15 protein-coding genes are annotated in these 18625 nt (G+C 58.1%); 8 read left to right on the plus strand and 7 right to left on the minus strand.

The features are described from left to right. The first annotated feature begins 75 nt into the window (after window positions 1-75). The gene (locus LIW51_RS28660; protein WP_227379425.1) at window positions 76-978 is read left to right on the plus strand and encodes an alkaline phosphatase family protein; all 903 of its coding nucleotides are present in this window, start codon (window positions 76-78) and stop codon (window positions 976-978) included. Here the strand turns inward: LIW51_RS28660 and LIW51_RS28665 are convergent. The 3 genes from LIW51_RS28665 to LIW51_RS28675 all read right to left on the minus strand — a co-directional run bounded on the left by LIW51_RS28665 (window position 975) and on the right by LIW51_RS28675 (window position 5638). Further along, the gene (locus tag LIW51_RS28665) at window positions 975-2717 is read right to left on the minus strand and encodes a hypothetical protein (protein ID WP_227379426.1); all 1743 of its coding nucleotides are present in this window, start codon (window positions 2715-2717) and stop codon (window positions 975-977) included. The two genes, LIW51_RS28660 and LIW51_RS28665, sit on opposite strands and share 4 nt — an antisense overlap. An 82-nt stretch (window positions 2718-2799) precedes the next feature. After that, window positions 2800-4344 carry a flippase gene (locus tag LIW51_RS28670; RefSeq protein WP_227379427.1) on the minus strand — a complete coding sequence of 515 codons (1545 nt, stop codon included), beginning with the start codon at window positions 4342-4344 and terminating at the stop codon, window positions 2800-2802. A 64-nt stretch (window positions 4345-4408) separates the two neighbouring features. Further along, on the minus strand, window positions 4409-5638 hold the full coding sequence (locus LIW51_RS28675) for a sulfatase-like hydrolase/transferase (RefSeq protein ID WP_227379428.1): 1230 nt from the start codon (window positions 5636-5638) through the stop codon (window positions 4409-4411). A 120-nt stretch (window positions 5639-5758) separates the two neighbouring features. Between LIW51_RS28675 and LIW51_RS28680 the strand changes: the two genes are divergently transcribed. From LIW51_RS28680 to LIW51_RS28700, 5 genes are read left to right on the plus strand one after another with little or no spacing between them, the layout of a single operon-like run. Further along, on the plus strand, window positions 5759-6946 hold the full coding sequence (locus tag LIW51_RS28680) for a glycosyltransferase family 4 protein (protein ID WP_227379429.1): 1188 nt from the start codon (window positions 5759-5761) through the stop codon (window positions 6944-6946). A 45-nt stretch (window positions 6947-6991) separates the two neighbouring features. After that, the gene (wecB, locus tag LIW51_RS28685; RefSeq protein WP_227379430.1) at window positions 6992-8116 is read left to right on the plus strand and encodes a non-hydrolyzing UDP-N-acetylglucosamine 2-epimerase; all 1125 of its coding nucleotides are present in this window, start codon (window positions 6992-6994) and stop codon (window positions 8114-8116) included. 35 nt (window positions 8117-8151) lie between these two features. Next, window positions 8152-9069, plus strand: coding sequence for an NAD-dependent epimerase/dehydratase family protein (locus LIW51_RS28690; RefSeq protein ID WP_227379431.1), 918 nt, complete (start codon window positions 8152-8154; stop codon window positions 9067-9069). Then, a complete protein-coding gene (locus LIW51_RS28695; protein WP_227379432.1) occupies window positions 9056-10336 on the plus strand; it encodes a nucleotide sugar dehydrogenase in 1281 nt (426 codons plus the stop codon). The genes LIW51_RS28690 and LIW51_RS28695 overlap by 14 nt, the downstream gene beginning before the upstream one ends. Then, window positions 10329-11555: a glycosyltransferase family 4 protein gene (locus LIW51_RS28700; protein ID WP_227379433.1), complete on the plus strand. Its 1227-nt coding sequence runs from the start codon at window positions 10329-10331 to the stop codon at window positions 11553-11555. Before LIW51_RS28695 ends, LIW51_RS28700 begins: the two co-directional genes overlap by 8 nt. Before the next feature lie 106 nt (window positions 11556-11661). Here LIW51_RS28700 and LIW51_RS28705 read toward each other — a convergent pair whose 3' ends face one another. Next, complete coding sequence (locus tag LIW51_RS28705) at window positions 11662-12684, minus strand: glycosyltransferase family 2 protein (protein ID WP_227379434.1); 1023 nt, start codon at window positions 12682-12684, stop codon at window positions 11662-11664. A 370-nt stretch (window positions 12685-13054) separates the two neighbouring features. Here LIW51_RS28705 and LIW51_RS28710 point away from each other — a divergent pair, with 370 nt between their 5' ends. Together LIW51_RS28710 and LIW51_RS28715 are read left to right on the plus strand one after the other, a co-directional pair. After that, the gene (locus LIW51_RS28710) at window positions 13055-14020 is read left to right on the plus strand and encodes an NAD-dependent epimerase/dehydratase family protein (RefSeq protein ID WP_227379435.1); all 966 of its coding nucleotides are present in this window, start codon (window positions 13055-13057) and stop codon (window positions 14018-14020) included. Further along, on the plus strand, window positions 14013-15008 hold the full coding sequence (locus LIW51_RS28715) for an NAD-dependent epimerase/dehydratase family protein (RefSeq protein ID WP_227379436.1): 996 nt from the start codon (window positions 14013-14015) through the stop codon (window positions 15006-15008). The genes LIW51_RS28710 and LIW51_RS28715 overlap by 8 nt, the downstream gene beginning before the upstream one ends. 242 nt (window positions 15009-15250) lie before the next feature. Here LIW51_RS28715 and LIW51_RS28720 read toward each other — a convergent pair whose 3' ends face one another. The 3 genes from LIW51_RS28720 to LIW51_RS40510 all read right to left on the minus strand — a co-directional run bounded on the left by LIW51_RS28720 (window position 15251) and on the right by LIW51_RS40510 (window position 17713). Beyond that, a complete protein-coding gene (locus LIW51_RS28720) occupies window positions 15251-16267 on the minus strand; it encodes an AAA family ATPase (RefSeq protein WP_227379437.1) in 1017 nt (338 codons plus the stop codon). 70 nt (window positions 16268-16337) lie between these two features. Next, complete coding sequence (locus LIW51_RS28725; protein WP_227379438.1) at window positions 16338-17390, minus strand: DUF4350 domain-containing protein; 1053 nt, start codon at window positions 17388-17390, stop codon at window positions 16338-16340. Continuing rightward, window positions 17387-17713, minus strand: a complete 327-nt coding sequence (locus tag LIW51_RS40510; protein ID WP_497007409.1) for a DUF8044 family membrane protein — start codon at window positions 17711-17713, stop codon at window positions 17387-17389. The genes LIW51_RS28725 and LIW51_RS40510 overlap by 4 nt, the downstream gene beginning before the upstream one ends. Between the last annotated feature and the right edge of the window lie 912 nt (window positions 17714-18625).

Raw genomic sequence — 18625 nt, forward strand, 5'->3', positions numbered from 1 at the left:
CGACACGGTACTCACCGCGGCGTCGCGGACGAATCACCAGCAGCTATTTAGCGGTGATAAGCGACATAGACCATGATGTTCGGTAAAGTAGCGAAAGCGCTCGACGAGCCGGCGTTGATCAAGTACGCCCTCGGACGGAAAATCAACCGAGCGTACCACACGCGATTCGGAAAACGCGAACACAACCTCGACGGTATCGACGTGTTCGAAGAGGATTGGGACAATCTTGTCATTCTCGATTCGTGCCGGTACGACCACTTCGTGGGGTACGACCTCCCAGGGACGCTCGACTGGCGGTACTCTAAGGGTTCTTCGACTAACGAGTTTCTCACCGCGAACTTTCGGGAGACGAAACTCCACGATACCGTGTACGTCTCTGCGAACGCCTGGTTTCCGCGCCTCGCAGACGATATCGGCGCTGAAATTCACGACTTTATCAATCTCCAGCAGAGCGAGTACCAGGACGAGCAACTCGGCGTCGAACTGCCCGAAACCGTGACGGATGCCGCGATACGAACCGAAAAGGAGTACCCCAATAAGCGTATGCTGATCCACTACATCCAACCTCACTACCCGTACATCGGGCCGGTCGGTCGGAAACATATCTCGCCGAAAACCAACATGCTCACGGCCATACTGGAGTCGGATGTGCCGCCGGCGGTCGTTCGAAAGGCGTATTGGGAGAATCTCGACGAGGTGATAGCCGAGATGGAAACGTTGTTCGACTCGCTTCGTGGTAAGACGGTCATCACCGCCGATCACGGCGAACTGTTAGCCGAGAGGTCGTTCCCGTTCCCGTACCGGGAGTACGGCCATCCCCTTGGCACGTATACGAGAAAGTTGGTGAAGGTGCCGTGGCACGTTTACGATTCAGGAGGACGAAAAACCGTCGTCCCGGAGGAACCGAGATACGATCGAAGCGAGGTTGATGAGGATGTGATAGACGAGCGGCTCCGGAACTTGGGATATCGCGTTTAGCGGTCGCGTGTCCGCGTCGTGCCGTTGGACGGCGTTGAAGAGTAGAGAACGACGTCGCCGTTGTCGTACGTTCTGTGGTACTCGCGGTCGAATCCCCGTTCGGGATGCCACGTCGGCCGCCACGACTCGCCCGGCGTCCTGTAAACGTTGACCGTCTCCCGGAACAACACGTGTCGGTGGCGGTACAGGGCACTCGATCGGTTCAGGAGTTCTTCACTGAGGGAACTATACTTGTCCTCTGGGCCGACGATAGCCGGGTTCGCAGGGGGCGTGTTGGCAAACACGTAGTCCGTGTGTACCGTTCCGTCGACGCGTTCGTCGACGAACCGCTTCCCCGCCATTTCGGTCGTCACGAAGTAATTCCGCGGTGCCTCGGGATGGGCCGGGAAGGCCGGAATCGCGAATAGATTCGCCGTTAGTAACATCCCGACGATGAGCAGGCGAAGCGGGCGGGTGGGAAGTCGCGTTCCCGACGGCACTAACCGATAGACGGCGACCGAAGCGAGAACGATGAGGAGAATCTCGCCGATGAAGGTAAACCGCCGCGGATTCGCGACCGCCCGCCGTAAATAGCCCAACGCGATCATCGCGGTGATAAAAGCGGTAGCCGCGAGGAGCACTCGAGTACTCGGTTCTCGTCGTCGGCGCAGGAACAAGACGAGCCAGCCGAGTCCCGCTAGCGGGATGAGAGCGATAGCGTACGTGTTCATCAGGAAGAATACCAACAACGGATTGAGAGGATTCGCCCACTCGTACTGCATTGAGCCCCCGGACGCGCCCCCGAGAAACAGATCGGTGAACCGCTCTGCGAAGGCGGCGAGCGCCTGCGGTGTCGCGAGGAGCGCCACGCGCAACACCATTCGGTACACGTAATCGGTGACAAACACCCATTGAACGAGAACCGCGACCGCTGCGAGCGCCGCGAGGGTTCCTACGGATCGGGAACGGAGCTTTTCCGCCATCGATTTTGTCGCCCCGTCACGGACGAAACGGTTGAGCGCCATCAGAGTCACGAAGGTTCCCGCCACAACGAAGCCCGGAATCTTGTGCGTGAAGATCAGCGCGAACAGCAGTAGGGTGAGCAATACGAAGAAGCGAGAATCGCGATCGGTATAGTAGCGCACGACGACGACGACAAAGACCAGCCACAACACCACCGCGAGCGTCTGTGCGACCGGCCAGAACCCATACCGAAGCGAAAGGGTTGCGGTTGCGGCGATCGTCGCGGCGATACACGGGAGGCGCCACCCCTCTTCGGAGCCAACGCACCGAACCAACGCGAACGCGACGAGCGGGTAGAGCGCGCCGACGACGATCGGATAGATGATCATCGCCTCCGTTGGCGGAAGCCGTACGAGCGTCCCGAATGCGCCGATCAACACGAGGAACAACGGAGCTTCCGTGTAAAAGGAGATCTCGCTCTCCTGAATGCTGCCGAGCCGTCCCGTTTCCATCAACTGGCTAACCTGCTGGGCGTAGAGCCCCGGGTCGTGTCCGACGACGCTCGCGGGGAACAGGAATACGTGACAGCGGTAGAGAACCGAAAGGCAGACGATGCCGCCTACGTACGCGAACGCGGTGCGTGCGTCTATCGAGTCCCGAAAGAGCAGCGAGACCAACGGTAGACCGACTGCCAGCAGGAAGCCACCGGGTAACGTCGGGTAAACATTCCCCGAGACGTTCGCATAGATAACGCTCCCGCCGAAGACGGCGAACGAGAGGGAGAAGATGCGTTTCATCTTGCTGAATCCACCCAGTGAAAGAACCGCGGATGGTGAGTTAAATCGTCCGGCCGGTTGAACGGTCGTTTCAACATGTATCTCACTCCTCGGAGTCGGTTCGCCGACTTACGTGGCGGAGTTGCCGCCTGATTCTCTGTAGCTTACCATTGAACCTGTTTTCGACGGTTTCGAACAGCGCGAGTTCTTCCCGCGTAATTCCAAACCGAATGACGATGACGGCGTAGGCGGGCACGAATACCGCCGTGGTGATGAGCATGGTCACTACCTGCCGTAGATCGAACTGCCGCGTTACTACCCACGTGGCAACGAATACCAGGGCTCCGATGGCACCGATTCGGAGCACCGCCAACGATACCGGTCGAATGCCGACCCGGCGGTACAGTTGAACGGTCACTATCACGTTCAACAGACAGAACGAGAGCGCGGTCGCGACGGCCGCGCCGAAGTACGAGTAGTGAGGGATAAGGACGACGTTCAGGCCGACGTTGGCAAGCGCGACGATGATGTTATCGTACATGATGAGTCGACTTTCGCCGATCGAGGTCAACGCCTCTGCGTTCGGTCCGGCCATCGAGTGCGTGAAAAAGGCGAGCGAAAGCACGGCGAGCGTCGGCCCCGCAACCGCATACTTTTCGCCGAACGTATAGCTGATTATCGTCTCGGGGAAGAGAACGAACGTGAGGCACACCGGGAGCATGAAGAGGAACACCCATTTCACGGCGACTCGGTACACCCGTCGAATCTCATCCTCGTTCCTCTCGCTGTCCAACTCCGAGATGATCGGGAGGATCATGAACCCAACGGGACCGAGGAAGACTGTGAGTAGCTGCGAAAGCGGATAGACGACCTGGTAGACGCCGATCGACGCTGTTGAACCCGTGAAGTATCCCAAGAGAAATACGTCGACGTTGGTGAACATTTGATACGTCATCGACGATACGAGGAGCGGCGCCGAAAACAACAACAGATCGCGATACATGGTTGCCGACGGTACGTTCACGTCGAAGACGGCGGTGTGACGCCCCAGGTAGACGAACGCTATGGCGGTGGCAATCACGTAAGCGGCGAGGTACGCCAAGGCGATATCGAACACGGTTCCCCCTACTGCGATGACGGCGAAAATGAGCACGAGTCGGGTGAGTGGAAGCGCGATATCCTTGGCGTAGACCCGGGGGGTAGCCAGTTGGAGGCCGCGGATACTTCCCACGGTCAGGCGAAGCAGCGCAGCTATCGGGATCATCAACCCAAAGACTCGGATGACGCCCGCTGCACCGCTCCCGCCAAGCACGGACGCGATGCGAGCGGGAAACAGCACGGTCACCGCGCTGACGAGCACGGCGACCGGAATACTCATCCGGAACGCGGAGACGAGAACGCCCCGCGTCGAACGGGAGTCATCGTACCGAGGCAGGAACCGAGCGACGCCCATATCGACGCCGAGAACTGAGAGCGTCCCGAAGAACGTGACCAAGCTGATGCCGAGACCGATCGCCCCGTACTCCGCCGGCGAAAGGTATCGCGCAGTCACTATTCTGGCGATGAATCCGAGCACCAACTGACAGACCATTCCCCCGAACAGGACGACACTTCCGCCCAGTAGCGTTCGGAGCGAGCTATCGCTCACGATACCCCTCGGTTCGAACTACGACGCGTCCGCTGGGAAGATGATACGCAGTCATCGTACGGTGTTAGCGAGTTTCGCCGTACCCGAGGTTTCGTAACTGTTGCTGTACGTCGACCGAGAGATCAGTTTCCCGAATGGCTCCGGGCGCCCGCATCGACTCGAAAAGAACGCGACGGGCTTCGTCACGATTGAATCTCGGCGTGCCGTAGCGCGTTCCCGAGCGGGCGTACGCGACCGCTAGCGATCCTAGCCGTCGGCGCATGTGCCGGCGCTTCGAGCTCTGAAACAGCTTCGCCCCGAGCACGGCTAGCCGATCGATCCGGGAACCCCTGGCGAACGCATATCCGCCGTTTGCGTCCCACGCCCCTCCGTAGGTGAGGTCGCCGGATAGCATCGGTACGGCGTCGGGAAGAAACTCACTGAAACAGGCGGAGGGCCTTGCGTCGTTCGATAGTCCTTCCGTCGCCGCTGTCCCGTCGCAGGCGTTCGCAGGCGTCTCTAGGTCGAGCACGTCGAGCACGGTCGGGAGGAGATCTACGTGGTGCATCACTACGTTACGAACGCCTCCTTCCGGCAAATCAGGATGGATGAAAACAGTCGGCACATACACGAGTTCGGGACGCATCGGCGAGCTGTGGCCTACCATCCCGTCCTCCCCGAGTAACTCACCGTGGTCGGAGGTGTACACTACTAGAGTGTCGTCCGTGAGCTCACGCCGTTCGAGCTCTTCGATTCGACGGAAGAACTGGTCCGCGTCGAGTTCGACGCTTCTCCGGTAGTCCGAGACAAGGTCGTCACAGTCGGTCGCGTCCTCGCTCAAGAAGTACTCGGTAGCGGTACCCGAAAAATCACCGTAGGGCGAGTGTCCACCCGGCCCGCGCTCCATCGAAATAAAAGGGGGTTCGACGATGTCGAACGGGTTCACGTCGTCAGGCGGTTCGACACCGAGAACCGAGAAGATCGGGTCGACGTCCTGCCGGTGTTCCCTGTCGGCGTACTCGAAAATCGAGTTGACGAACGCCGTTTCGACGTCCTCCGCGTCGAAGAAACCAAATACATCGTTCGGAATCCGGTGGGAAAACGTCCGAACGCCGTGATTGGGAGTGTATCGGCCGGTGACGAGCGAAGCGAACGACGAGGGGCTGTACGCCGAGGCGGCGACCGTTTTCACCGTCGTTCCGATCCCCGCGATCCGAGATGAGAGCGCGTCCCAGCGGACGGCGTCGCCGACATACATGAAGACGTTATCGACGTCGATACCGTCGAGTGCCGATTCAAACGCATCGTCTACCATGGAATGTCTATACTTCGGTGCTCGTTAAATGCTTATCCCCGGGCGGCGGTGTCCGGAGCGCCGGATGAACGTGGCCTCCGACCAAGGAGTTATACGCAGGGAGAGAAACAACTCGAACGAATGCGAGTGCTGAACTGTCTTCCCGACCCTCGCGTCGGCGGTCCCCAACTCCGAGCGCTATCCGTCGCTGAGAAACTCCGAGAGCGAGGTATCGAGACGTCGTTTCTCCTCCCGAACGGAACGGATGCGTTCGAGCAGCGAACGGTTGAACGCGGATTCGACGTATACCGACCCGATCTCCCCCGCCTCCGTCCGCCGCACCGGATCGGCGCGAATGCGCGGCATCTCGCAAACCTCCCCTCCTCAACCCGCCAAATCGCGCGCGTCTTCGACGCCGCATCCGCCGACGTCGCTCACGTGAACGGCCCGCTGAACGTCCAAGCTGGGATCGCGGCAGCCGCTGACGACGTTCCGCTCGTTTGGCACTTCAACGATACGTCGATGTCGTGGCCGGTGACCCGGATTGCAGCAGCGGTGGCGACTCGACTCGCGGACGAGATCGTCGTCGCCGCCGACGCCGTCGACGATCACTACTTCTCTGCGGACAGTTCCCACCGAACGATATACGCGCCGGTTGACGTAAACGCGTTCGACCCCGATCGGATCGATCCATCCGTCGATAGACTACCGGAAGCGGTGAACGTAGATTCGGAGAGAACGGTCATCGGAGCCATCGGTAACCTCAATCCGATAAAAGGATACGAGTACTTGCTGCGAGCTACGAGACGGGTCGTCGACCGACACGGTTCCGTCACCGTACTGATCGTCGGCAAGCGACTCGAGACGCGCGCCGAGTACGTCCGTCGCCTTGAACGGCTCCGTTCGAAGCTCGACCTCGACGGTATCGTCCACTTCCTCGGCCACCGTTCGGACGTCGCCGAGATGCTCGCCCTGTTCGATATCTTCGTGCTATCGTCGGTCGCGGAGGCGTGTCCGATGGCCGTTCTCGAAGCGATGGCGATGCGTCGCCCCATCGTGGCCACGGACGTCGGCGGCGTTAGCGAACAAATTCGCGACGGTACCCACGGATGGGTCGTCCCGCCGAAAGAATCTGGCTCGCTGGCAACGGCCGTGAGTCAGGCGATCTGCCAATCCGAGGAACGACGACGGAGGGGGAAACGAGCGCGACGTCGAGCTGAGCGCGTGTTCTCGCTAGCGCGGTGCGCCGACCGACATGAACGCGCGTACCTCGCGGCTGTCGACGGAGAGCCGGCCGCGGAAGACGTTTCACCTTCAACGGTATCGTGAAAAACAGTAGCCTTCTTGAGTCCGGGGGTAGCGTTTCAATCCGGAATGGGGGATATGAGATTCGTAACGATACTAGGAACGCGTCCGGAGATCATAAAACTATCACCGGTGATACGAAAACTTGCCGACAATAATATCCCGAACGCGGTGATTCATACCGGACAGCACTACTCCGAGAATTTGGACGCGGTGTTCTTCGAGCAGCTCGAACTCCCACCGCCCGAATACAATCTTAACGTGGGTTCGGGATCACACGGGCGACAGACGGCCGAGATGCTCGCTCGTATCGAGGACGTGCTCGCGGACGAACAGCCCGACACCGTCTTAGTTCAGGGCGATACCAACTCTGTTCTCGCCGGAGCACTCGCGTCGGCGAAACTCGACGTCGAACTTGCCCACGTCGAGGCGGGGTTGCGGAGCTTTGACCGCCGGATGCCCGAGGAGGTCAACCGGGTGCTCACCGACCACGCTGCGGACTATCTGTTCGCACCGACCGAGCAGTCCGAGGAGTACCTGCGGGCAGAGGGAATTTCTGATGATCGAATCTTCGTCACGGGAAACACCATCGTCGACGCGGTCGAGCAGCACCGAAAGTTGGCGGCGCAGCGAAGCACCGTCCTCGACGAGCACGACCTCGCTCCCGGAGAGTTCTGTCTCATGACCGCACACCGTGCGAACAACGTCGACGACCCTAGTCGCTTCGCGTGCATCCTCGACGGCGTCGCCTCCTTCGCCGAGGAGACCGATAGTGACGTTGTGTACCCGCTCCACCCGAGGGCCGAATCCATGCTCGCGGCGCACGACTTACCGATTCCAGACGTGATACGAATCATCGAACCGCAGGATTTCCTCGATTTCCTCCGACTCGAAAGCGCCTCCGCGCTCGTCTTCACCGACTCGGGTGGCGTCCAGGAGGAGGCGTGTATCCTCAACACGCCGTGCGTAACGATGCGAACGACAACGGAACGACCGGAGACGCTCGAAGTGAATGCAAACGTCCTTGTCGGCACCGACCCGGATCAAATTCGCACCGCTGGGAAACAGATGCTATCGGCGACACACGATTGGCCGAATCCCTTCGGAAACGGGACGGCGGCCGAACGCATCGTCGACGCGCTGCGGAACGGTGACGATCCGAACGACGGACGATCGGGCGGGACGGGTCCATAAACTAAATAACACCGGCCGGTGTCTACTTTGCTGCGATGACGGACATCTTAGTTACCGGAGGGTTAGGTGCGATTGGCGCACCGCTCACAGAGGAGTTAGAATCCCGAGGCCACGACGTCTGGGTTGCAGATCTCCCGTGGCACGAACGCGATCGATACTACCGCTGCGACGTGAGCGAGTATCGGCAACTCAAACGGGTGTTCGAGAGTCGGGATTTCGATTACGTCTACCACCTCGCCGCCGAATTCGGGAGGCGAAACGGGGAGGATTTCTACGAAACGATGTGGAATTCGAACGCCGTCGGGACGAAAAACATGCTCCGACTCCAGAAGGAGCACGGATTCCGCATGATATTCTCCTCGAGTAGCGAGGTGTACGGCGACTACGACGGCGTCATGACCGAGGACGTGCCGTTGCGAGACGGTCCTCGTCAGCTGAACGATTACGCCATCTCGAAGTGGGTGAACGAACAGCAGATCCTGAACGCCGCCGACCGCTACGACACCGAGACCGTGCGCGTTCGGTTCTTCAACACGTACGGTCCCGGAGAGAAGTACAGCGAGTATCGCAGCGTCGTCTGCAAGTTCTGCTACCGCTCGCTCCACGATTTACCGTACCACGTTTACGAGAACCACCACCGGTCGTTCACGTACGTCGATGACACGGTTCGAACGCTTGCGAACATCGTCGAGTACTTCAACCCCGGCGAGGCGTACAACATCGCCGGCGAGGAGTACCACGATATCGCGGAACTTTCGGATCTCGTCCTCGACTACCTCGATCAGGACGGCGACCTCGTCGAGTATCGCGGCAGAGAGCCGCACAACACGCTGAACAAGCGGGCCAGCGTCGAGAAGACCAAACGTCACCTGAACCACGAGGCGCGGGTTCCGTTGGAGGAGGGAATCCCGAAAACGATCGAGTGGATGCGTGAGTACTATGACGTCGAGTAACGACCGAGTCGCACGGGCAACCGGCGGAGACTCGCTCGACACAATCGTCGTTGTCGGTACCGGGTTCATCGGATTGCCGCTCGCGCTCCTGCTCGCGGAACACGAAAAGAACGTCGTCGGCGTCGACATCGACGAGAAGGTGGTGAAGGGGATCAACGACCGAAACCTCAACTTTGACGAGGACGAGTTCGAGGCGTTGTTAGCCAGCGACCGGGTGAACGAGCACCTCGAAGCGCGAACCGATCCCACCGAGGGCGATGCTTTCGTCATATCGGTTCCGACGCCCCTGGCGGAGCCGAGCAAAACACCCGACATCTCGTTCGTCGAGACCGCGCTCGATTCGATCCTCCCGTACCTCTCTGGGGGTGATCTAGTAAACATCGAGTCGACACTGCCACCGCGCACCTTCGAAAAGACGATCGTACCGACGCTCCGGCAGGAGGGGTTCGAACCCGGACGAGACGTACAACTGGCTCACTCGCCGGAACGAATCCTACCAGGCAACGTCTTCGAGGAGATTCGGCACAACGACCGCATCATCGGCGGCGTGGACGATTCGAGCAGGCGCCGCGCGGCGGCGATATACGAACCGTTCTTGGAGGGGGACGTCTATTTCACGGATCTGCTCTCCGCGGAATTGTGCAAACTCCTCGAAAACACGTTCCGCGACGTCAACATCGCGCTGGCGAACGAATTCGCGCTTATCGGCGAGCAACTCGACCTGAATATGAATCGGGTCATCAAACTGGCGAACAACCATCCGCGTGTCGATATACTGACACCCGGAGTCGGGGTGGGCGGCCACTGTCTCCCCGTCGATCCCTGGTTCCTCAACGAGGTCGACCCGGAACACACGAATCTTATCACGGGTTCGCGGCGAATCAACGATAAGATGCCCGAGGTCGCCGCTCGAAAGATCCGTCAAGCGGTCGGCGGTCAGACGGCCCCGCTAATCCTCGCCCTCGGCGCTGCGTACAAGCCGGAGACGTACGATTCCAGGAACAGTCCCGCCATAGAGATCGTTGAGTCCCTCCGCAACGAGCACTTCCGCGTCGAACACTACGACCGCCACGTAGACGGCATGGGGTACGACGACCTCGATTCGCTAATTCGCAGGGTGGAACCCGACGTCGTTCTCCAGCTCGTTTCGCATGACACGACCGACGCGGAACTGTGCGCGCTCGAACCGGAGCTAGCTGAGGCGGGCGTTCAGCTGCTGCGTTTCGGAGGAGAAAATCCGCTCGATCCTCGACAGTACGATGAGTGAATCGGCAAAGTCAGAGACGGTGCGCGTGCTCATCGTTTCGCAGATGTTCCCCCCGGAATCCGTCGGAGGTGCGCATCGATGGCAGCAGATGAGCCGACACCTTCCGGAGCGGTTCGAACCACACGTTGTCTGTCCACCGCCGTCGGTTCCGTGCGAGAAGTTCGACCGGACTTACCGTCCGTGGAAACGCGAACTGGTCGAGGGCATCCCCGTGACGCGCCTGTGGACGTACCAACCGACCGAGGACAGATCGAACATCGCCCGAATACTCAACTACGCCATCTTCGCGATTCACGCCGCACTGTACGTGCTCTGTACGTGGTGGCGTTACGACTGCGTAGTGACGCTCGTCGGACCGCACAGCACCCTCCTTCCGGGCGTCGTAGCGAAAGCGCTCGGTCGTGGATGGGTGGTGGACGTATTCGACCTTTGGATCGACAACGCGGTCGACTTCGGTTACGTGTCCCAGCACTCGATCAGCTATTGCGTGGTTAGCTACCTCGAACGGATTGCGATCATGCATGCCGACCACGTCATGGTACTCACACCGACGATGGCTCGGCAGTATCGAGAGAAATACGACGTCGAATCGGATCAGTTCACGGCGCTCCCGTTCGGCGTGACCACGAATCTGTTCGACGGCACCTCGGAGAGATCCGACTCTCGAGTCATCTATACCGGCAAACTGGGTGTCGGGCAGGCGTTCGAGCCGTTTCTCCGCGGGTTCGCGAAAGTGACCGACGATTACGATCACGAGCTCCTGATAGTCGGGTTCGGGGAACGACGAGAAGAACTCGAAGCGGTGTGTGACGACCTCGGCATCGGATCCAGCGTTACGTTTCGCGACGTCATTCCCCGCGAAGAGGTTGCGGACTTGGTCGCCTCGTCGACGCTCAGCTGGGTACCGCTTAAAACGAACCACCATCTCGATTACGCGCGCCCGACCAAGTTCCTCGAGACGATGGCCGTCGGAACACCGTACGTCGCCAGCGAGACCGCGGAGATCAAATCGGTCACCGACAACGTCGATGCTGGTATCGCGGTCGCGAACGATCCGAACGAGATCGCCGATGCGATGCGACGACTCATCGCCGACGATGAAAAACGGAGAAAGATGGGCGAGCGGGGCGTCGAATTTATCGCCACCAACCATCGGTGGGAAACCATCGGGGAGGAGGCGGGCTCGGTGCTTTCGAAGGTGGTACGAGAGAGCGCGTAATTGACCGTTCCTCGAACGGTCGGTATGCGAGCGGCCTCCGTACGGACGAAGCGGGTTCACTGTGATTCCACGCGAAAAGGAGCATATCCGGCGCGGAGGACGAACGCTACCGCATCCACGTACCGATTATCGTCCGAACGAGTCCGATCGCGTATCCGAGGCGCGGCTTTTTCGTCTCCCCGCCCTGTCGCTCGTTGACGGTTATCGGGATTTCCATGATTCGGAGGCCGTTCTTTCGCGCTTCGATGATCAACTCCGGTGCGCTGAACCGTTCTTCCGTCAACGTGAGCTCGGTAATGCTATCGCCGCGGATCGCACGAAATCCGTTCGTACAATCAGTTATCTCGGATTTCAGGAGGATGTTTATTAGAGCGGTAAACACCCAAATTCCGGCTCGACGGATCGTTCCGTTCCCGGAGCGATCGGTCCCTTTATATCTCGATCCCATTACGAAATCCGCCTCGTCGTTGATGATGGGGAAGATGAGCGCCTCAAGTTCCTCCACCGGGTGTTGGCCGTCACCGTCCATCGTTACTATGATCGACGCGCCCGTCCGTCGCGCGATCTCGAATCCCGTCTTCAATGCACCCCCCTGCCCCTGGTTGAGCGGATGTTCGACGACGATCGAGGAGTCGATGCGTGCTCGTTCCGCGGTATCGTCCGCAGAGCCGTCCGAGACGACGACCGGCGTGACTTTCCGCTCGGCGATCGAATTCGGTAGCGATTCGACGATGGTACGAATCGTGTTCTCCTCGTTGTACGCCGGAATGACGACTTGAATATCCCCCTGTTCGCCGGGAGAATCCGAGAGTTGATCGATTGAGAGGTTTCGGGTCAGCTTATTCACTCGCCTGCGAGTAGTCCGAACGTTCGTGTGGAGATAGAGAACGAGCGTGAGAAGTGCGAGATTCCCCAGTAGCGAGACGACGACGAATCGTTTTCGGATATCGAGTACTAGACCGACGAGGTCGTAGATCTGCGGGACAAACACGAATCCAAGAACTCCAACCGCCAGGATGATGCCGGTGAGTAGATCGGCCTTGACGAACTGCGTCCGGTACCGATTGAACCCCCAAGCGAGAACCGCGACGGCTATCCCCACGAGAAATAAATCGAGGGAAAAACTCATTGGTCGCTCCTTCTAGCGAGGTTCCTATCGCTTCCGCTGCTACTGATCGGTCGTGCGACTGAACCGCCCATGCTCTACCACCACTCATCACCACTGCCCGCTATAGTAGTAATGGATATAAATTGACTTGACAACTATAGCACCTATCGACCGTCAGTTAGCGCTGTCACCCCGATTCGCGCTCCGGCGTCTATGGATTAATAACCGAGATTCGAACAGGAAGAGTGTAATCTTTTTACCGCTAGCCGATGTCCTCCTTTTAGAGGTCCATGGCAGTGCTATTCGACATCAGCAACGGTAGGCATCATCGACGAACACCCTTACGACTCATTCGGAAGAACGGGCGAGTCGACGCTCTCCTCCGGTACTAATGCGGGTGCTAGTTACCGGGGGATGCGGTTACATCGGGAGCGTTCTCGTCCCCGAATTACAGGAAGCGATCGAAATAGAGGAGGTCGTCGTCTTGGACTCCTTAGAAACCGGATCACCGCGAAATCTACTCGGTGCGAACGTCGCGGAGGGATTCTCGTTCTATCGGGGTGACGTCTGCAAGTACGACGACGTTGAAAACGCCATGCGGAACGTCGACGCCGTCGTTCACTTGGCCGCGATAACCGGTGCCGAGAGCACCCACAGCCGACCGGACGAGACTCGCTCCGTGAACTTAGAAGGGATGAGGAACGCGCTGAATGCGGCGAGAAAACTCGATGTCGAGAACTTCGTGTACGCGTCTTCGTGTAACATCTACGGACGCGCGGGTAGCATGAATCTCGACGAGGGAGTTGAGCCCGATCCCCTAACTCCGTACGCGGAAACGAAAGTCGAAGCCGAGGAACTACTTCGACAGTACGTCGACGATTACGGGTTCGCCGGCACGGCGCTACGAATGAGTACAAACTACGGGTACGCACCGGGGATGCGGTTCAACCTCGTCGCCAATCGATTCGTCTTTCAGGCGCTGACCGACCGACCGCTAACGGTGTACGGAGACGGAACTAACTGGCGACCGTTTATCCACGTTCACGACGCTGCTCGGGCGTACGCCCACGCCGTCCGAAATCCTGCCTCGTGGCCGAAGACCGAGTACAACGTCGGCGTAAACGGGGAGAACTACCGTATCTCGGAGATCGGTAAACTCGTCCGCGAGGAGACGAGAACCGGGACGGAGATTACGTATCTCAAAGACAAGAATCCGGGGCCGTCCTATCACGTTAACTTCGATCAACTCACTGAAACAGGATTCGAACTGAGTTGGTCGCTCCGCGCGGGAATCGTGGAACTGATACGACGTTTCCGCGGATTCGAGGCAGCGCCGGAGGTGTCGGTCCGTGGCTGAGGACAACTCCGATGCACCACGCGTTACTGTAACCGGTGCCGCCGGGTACATCGGGAGTCGCGTCGTGAACCAACTCAACGCCGTCCACCCAGAGTGGGATGTCCGCGGCCTTGACAATTACTACAACGGCCAGATTCGATCCGTGGCCGACACGAGTATCGAGTACGTCGATGTTCGCAACCGTGAACGTCTTGAGCGAGCGCTCTCGGGATCCGACTTGGTTCTGCACCTCGCCGCGCTCAGCGGCGTAGACGATTGCGAGGCGAATCCCGATCTCGCGCAAGAAGTCAACATGCAGGGAACGAACAACGTCGCGTGGTGGTGTCGAAAGACCGGTTCGGGTCTCACGTTCCCGTTCAGTATGGCCGTGCTCGGCGACCCGACTTCGTTCCCCATCACGACCGACTTCCCGCGAGCGCCGATGAATTGGTACGGCCGAACGAAGCTCCTCGGTGAACACGCAGTTACCGGGCTCGCGGAGGGTGCGTTTCCCGCGCATCTCTTCATGAAGTCCAACGTTTACGGAGAGCACTCGATCGACGGACAAATGCTGTCGAAAGGAACGGTCGTCAACTTTTTCGTGAACCGCGCCCTCTCGAACGAGTCGCTGACCGTCTACGAGCCGGGAACTCAATCGCGCGACTACGTCCATGTCGTCGACGTGGCGGACGCGTACCTGCGAAGCGCGGAACGTCTACTCGAGGAGTTAGAGGAAGGCGAAACCGGAACATCGGCGTACGAAATAGCGAGCGGCAACGATAGGAGCGTTATCGATATCGCCCATCTCGTACGGCGGATCGCCACCGAAGAGGCGGACATCGATGTGGACGTCCAGCTCGTCGAAAACCCGCGAGGGAATGAAACACTGGTCGAGGAGTTTTCCGTCGACACGAATAAGGCGCAGACGGAACTGGACTGGAAGGCCGACGAGGAAATCGAAGATAGCGTCCGTGAGCTCGTCAGACGGAAAATCGACGATAGCGCTTGAACGGCGACTGGTGAGGGCGTGGCGGTTAATCGGTATCGTTAGTTCCAGCGAACGCGTCCCGATGCTCCTTAGCGTCGATTCGATTTCGACGAGCTACGTTCCTCACGTCGCTCGCATTATTCGAGTTAGAGAAGGGGAATTTGAGTCTCCGACTCAAAGTGACTCGAAAGCGGCAAGTACTCCGCCTCGTCGATCGCAGAACCGAACCAATCGAAACCGAATGGACGATCGCGCTCCACGTCTCAATCTCCCTCTCTCTGGCTTACCGGTACCGTTCCGTCAGCATCCGAGGCGTCTGCATTCTCGACGTCGACAGTGCCGCTCGGCGGAGCTACCGACTCGAGGATATCCTCGACGAGATCGCCGCTTGTCACGCCACTCAGCTCCGCTTCGGTGTTGATCTGGAGGCGGTGAATCAGAATCGGTTTCGCTAAGGCCTTCACGTCGTCCGGGATTACGTACTCCCGTCCGTGAATCGCAGCGCGTGCTTTTGTGGCGTTGAGAAATGCCAGCGACGACCGCGGTGATGCGCCATATTCCACGTTCGAACTCTCGCGCGTCGCCGCGATGATGTCCAAAATGTACCCCTTCACCGCTTCGTCGATGTACACGTCCGAAACGACCTCCCGAGCAGAGATGATGTCATCGTCCGACACGACCTGCGATACGTCCCCTGATCCAAGGTCGGGGTGACCATCGAATCGGTTCAGTAACTTGAGTTCGTCGTCACGTTCGAGCAGATCCACAGTCAGTTTGAGTTGAAAGCGATCGCGCTGGGCTTCCGGCAGTTCGTACGTTCCCTCCATCTCGATCGGATTTTGGGTCGCGATCACGATAAACGGAGATGCAAGCGGGAACGTGTCTCCTTGAATCGTCACCGCCCGCTCCTGCATCGCCTCCAGCAGTGCACTCTGGGTTTTCGGGGTTGCGCGATTGATCTCGTCGGCGACGGCGACGTTCGCGAAGATCGGTCCGCGTTGGATCTCGAACTCGCCGGTTCCTTCCCGGTACACGTTCGTTCCGGTGATGTCGGCGGGAAGGAGGTCGGGCGTCATCTGAATCCGGTTGTAGTCCAATCCCATTGCGCGTGCGAACAAGTTGGCGATCGTCGTCTTCGCCACGCCCGGCACCCCCTCCAAAAGCACGTGGCCCCGCGATAGCAGGGCGATTGTGAGGTTTTCGACGATCGTCTCGTTTCCGATTAGAACGTTGCTAACTTCGTCGATGACGTTGGTGTAGATTTCGGCTGGATTACCCATTGGAGCGTCTTCGACCTCCAGCAAGATAATTCATCTGGCGCGGTGTGTCCGTGACGGAGTTCGTCGCCTTCTACCGCTTTTCGCGAAGCGACTCGACGACTCGTTCTACGCGCTCGGAGTCCCACTCGGGATGTCGTTTCTCGACGTAGGCGACCATCTCGCGTTCGCCGACTTCCGGGGTACTACCCGTGACGTCGTCGCGCCGGAACTCGGCGAGTCGTCGTCGTAGTTCCGGTCGTCGCACCCAGAGTGCGAGTGCCCCGATTCCGCAGGTTCCTACGACGATCTGAAGTGCCGGGGACGTCCGGAGCGTCAGTACGGCGATCGCCAGCGGCGGAAGCTCCCTCGCGTGCGAGTAATCCAGTAGTACCGTCGCGTGGCCTTCGAAGATCCGACGGAAGAACTCCCCGTTTCCGGATTGGTCGAGCATCGCGTTGATGAACAGGCTCGGATCGCTGACGATGATGACTCGTCCATCGCCGATGGGCTCAGTAGCGGCGACCGGATGAGTTGCGAGCGTTTCGTCGGCGTCGAGGTTCTCGTTCTGATTCGTATCGAGGTAAGCGTATTCCGACGTACTTGCGAGCACGGTCGCGTTGTGCGGACGGACGACCGTCCCGTAGTTGAGCGTAAGCCTCTCGACACCCCGGGTGAGAGAGTGATTCGATATGTTACGCGCGACCGGCATCGCCGGGGATTGATAGTTGTACCGTTCGTCGCGAACAAATTGACCGTCTATGCGCGTTCTCGCTCCGAGCGATCGGAGCAGCGGATTCGAGTGCGGGCCGAAATCCTCCGCGATGATGAGCGTTCCCCCGTTTTGAACGAATTCCTTAACGTTGGCGCGTTCGGCGGGATCGTACGGCGTATCGGGAGAGAGAACGACTGCGACCGTCCCGTTCGGATTCGCGTCATCGTATATCGCCGTCTCTCGAACTATCTTGCTATCTGCACCGGCAGCGCTCGCCTCAGACTGCAGTTTCGTCGCGCCGTCCCACGCGGAGTTGTAACTGCTAAATGACGCCGTCGATGTGCTAATGGCTACAAAAAGTGCTCCGAGTATTATCACGGCCAACGCGAGGAGAAGCAGTTTCGGGTACTCCGCATCGAGTGGGTTGTTCACGGAATCACCCCCGAAGGTACGATTTTCAGTATCTTTCGAATGACGAAGATCATGAAAATCAAAAATCCAAGGATCGTGATCCATCGTAGTCGTGCCCGCCACCGCGGCGCGACGTTAATTGGAGTAGTGAGTTCAACCACGATGATGAAACCGACGAAGGAAGCGACGAAAAAAAGGGGGAGGGAGAAGACGCCTAATGCAACCAGAGTGACGAGCGTAGAGACCATCCACAAGACTTGTCCGTATATAAATCGTTGGCGGCGTCGAGTGACCATCGTCTTCTCAAACGTCCTTCGCGAACTTAAGCCGTGGGGGTAGCACATCGCCACTTGTGCCGATTTTCTCTTTCTTCTCGCGATACTAGGACCACAAGCATTTTCTAGGCAATTCTATACCTTTGCGGTTCCGCACTGCGTCCCAGTAATGGAGGACTACCATGAGGTCGTTTATTTTTCGACCCTTTAAGTCCCGTGGTAATCTTCGTTTAGCTTGTGATATAACGATTACCGATTTGAAGTGGATGGATTTCTCCTTCCTTGGTTTATCCTAATGGAAAATTAGGTTCGCAAGGAGGACGCTAGCCGTCCCGGCAAACATTACTCGTTCCAATTCATTACATTCCCATAGGTGTAATGGGGGAACGATGGGACGGAGCACGATTAATCGGACATGTTCAACAGAATTAGTTCAGTCAGTAAAGACCGTGGTGGAATGAACTCCAAAACCGAGTAAAAGCTGTTTCACGTAATTGACGTTTTTGATAAATATCTAGATAGTTAGCATGTGGAAGCAACGGAGAAGGTACGGGTGATTATATTCTTCTGCGTTCAGTTCTGAAGGACACGGATACTTAAATATAATAATGTATATAAATAAAGAATGAAATTCGATGGACGCTTATCATCCAAGGGGACGTAAAACCAATATAAATATATAGGCAAGAGAGAAGAAAAAGGGGAAATAATCATATCCACCTAAAACCCCGGCAGCAGGGATGCAAACTGAAGAAATAGCGAGTATATAAATCGAAGAAAAATATTTACCAGATTGATTCGTCAATAGTATCAGTGATAGAAATATTACTCTATTTTTGATCCATTATCTCTATTCCTAACTGGTAGATAAAATGAATTCTTAAAACCAATCTTGGGTTGCGATACTCTTTCGGTATATCTGTGGCATCTAGACATTATATTGCGCCTCCTGGATATCGATGATAGATCGACGTGAATTCC

The organism is Haladaptatus halobius (genome assembly GCF_020618475.1).
GTDB lineage: Archaea > Halobacteriota > Halobacteria > Halobacteriales > Haladaptataceae > Haladaptatus > Haladaptatus halobius.

Coding starts and splice junctions, on each gene's coding strand:
- LIW51_RS28660 (WP_227379425.1), top strand. CDS start 76: ATGTTCGGTAAAGTAGCGAAAGCGCTCGACGAGCCGGCGTTGATCAAG.
- LIW51_RS28665 (WP_227379426.1), bottom strand. CDS start 2,717: ATGAAACGCATCTTCTCCCTCTCGTTCGCCGTCTTCGGCGGGAGCGTT.
- LIW51_RS28675 (WP_227379428.1), bottom strand. CDS start 5,638: ATGGTAGACGATGCGTTTGAATCGGCACTCGACGGTATCGACGTCGAT.
- LIW51_RS28680 (WP_227379429.1), top strand. CDS start 5,759: ATGCGAGTGCTGAACTGTCTTCCCGACCCTCGCGTCGGCGGTCCCCAA.
- wecB (WP_227379430.1), top strand. CDS start 6,992: ATGGGGGATATGAGATTCGTAACGATACTAGGAACGCGTCCGGAGATC.
- LIW51_RS28690 (WP_227379431.1), top strand. CDS start 8,152: ATGACGGACATCTTAGTTACCGGAGGGTTAGGTGCGATTGGCGCACCG.
- LIW51_RS28695 (WP_227379432.1), top strand. CDS start 9,056: ATGACGTCGAGTAACGACCGAGTCGCACGGGCAACCGGCGGAGACTCG.
- LIW51_RS28700 (WP_227379433.1), top strand. CDS start 10,329: ATGAGTGAATCGGCAAAGTCAGAGACGGTGCGCGTGCTCATCGTTTCG.
- LIW51_RS28705 (WP_227379434.1), bottom strand. CDS start 12,684: ATGAGTTTTTCCCTCGATTTATTTCTCGTGGGGATAGCCGTCGCGGTT.
- LIW51_RS28710 (WP_227379435.1), top strand. CDS start 13,055: ATGCGGGTGCTAGTTACCGGGGGATGCGGTTACATCGGGAGCGTTCTC.
- LIW51_RS28720 (WP_227379437.1), bottom strand. CDS start 16,267: ATGGGTAATCCAGCCGAAATCTACACCAACGTCATCGACGAAGTTAGC.
- LIW51_RS40510 (WP_497007409.1), bottom strand. CDS start 17,713: ATGTGCTACCCCCACGGCTTAAGTTCGCGAAGGACGTTTGAGAAGACG.